General features: G+C 73.2%; 1 protein-coding gene and 1 pseudogene. One reads left to right on the top strand and one right to left on the bottom strand.

All coding sequences use genetic code 11. The features are described from left to right. Positions 1–84: 84 nt before the first annotated feature. Positions 85–159, top strand: a pseudogene (locus ACWEN3_RS46935) (hypothetical protein); the annotation flags it as partial. A 26-nt stretch (positions 160–185) separates the two neighbouring features. Here the strand turns inward: ACWEN3_RS46935 and ACWEN3_RS46930 are convergent. Continuing rightward, positions 186–767, bottom strand: coding sequence for a TetR family transcriptional regulator (locus ACWEN3_RS46930; protein ID WP_452984613.1), 582 nt, complete (start codon positions 765–767; stop codon positions 186–188). Positions 768–1,038: the final 271 nt, after the last annotated feature.

Here is a 1,038-nt window from a genome sequence, read left to right as displayed (position 1 = left end):
GCCCGACTCCGGCCCCGCTGCGGCCACCGCCACCGCCACCGCCCCCGCCCCCGAGGATCAGATCCGTGTCGCGACCCCCTCGCCGTGCTCACCGAGGCCGCTGGATACGACGATCCCGAGCGGTGGTGGGAGGACGTCGTCGCGCACCGGGGGACATCACCAAGGCCTCGTCGGCCGATGGGTCATCAGGCGGTGAGTGTGCTGATGAGGTGCTCGATCCGGGCCAGGGGGTCGGCGCCCGCGGGCCAGGAGGTCATCAGCAGGTGGTGGGTGGTGCCGGTGAGGGCGAGGGCCAGGGCGGCGCAGTCGCGGGTGGCGGGTAGCCGTCCGAGGTCCTGCTCGGCCTGGAGATAGGCCGTGAGGGAGCCCTCGAAGGCCCCGAACCCGGGCGCCCCCTGCTCCCAGGCGGCACGGATGCGCGCCGAGGCTCCGGGGCGGGTGAGGGCCAGAGCGGTCAGGGCGGGGCCGGGGGAGCCGAGCAGGAGGGCGGTCGCCGCGGTCAGGTTCGCGCTGACGGTGTCGGTCCCGGCGCGGGCGGGGAGCGCGGCGGCCGCGTGGCCGAGCTGCTCGAAGCGGAGCAGCACCAGCTGGGCCACGAAGTCGTCCAGGTCGGCGAAGTGGCTGTGCAGGACGCCCTTGGCGCAGTCGGCCTCGGTGGTGACGGCCCTGCTGGTGAGTCCGGCCGGCCCCTCGCGGGCCAGCACCCGCTCGGCGGCCTCGAACAGCCGCTCCCGCACCCCTGTGATCGGGACGCCCCTCGGGGACATGCGGCTCCTCTCCCTTGCCAGTATGGGCACGCGCCCATAGTCTGATGGGCACGTGCCCATTCTAGGGATGGGCGGACTCTGCCGCCAGGGGGCGATCTCCATGAGCGCGATAGTCAACACTGATCAGGACCGGGCCTGGAACGGCGACGAGGGCCGGTACTGGGCCGATCACCACAATCGCTGGAACGCGGTCAACGAAGAATTCAACGAGCCGCTGCTGCGGGCGGCGGCGATCACCGCGGGCGAGCAGGTGCTCGACATCGGCTGCGGC

The organism is Streptomyces sp. NPDC004561, assembly GCF_053602155.1.
The sequence above is the reverse complement of the archived record's forward strand: the minus strand, read 5'-3'. Positions and strand labels throughout refer to the sequence as shown.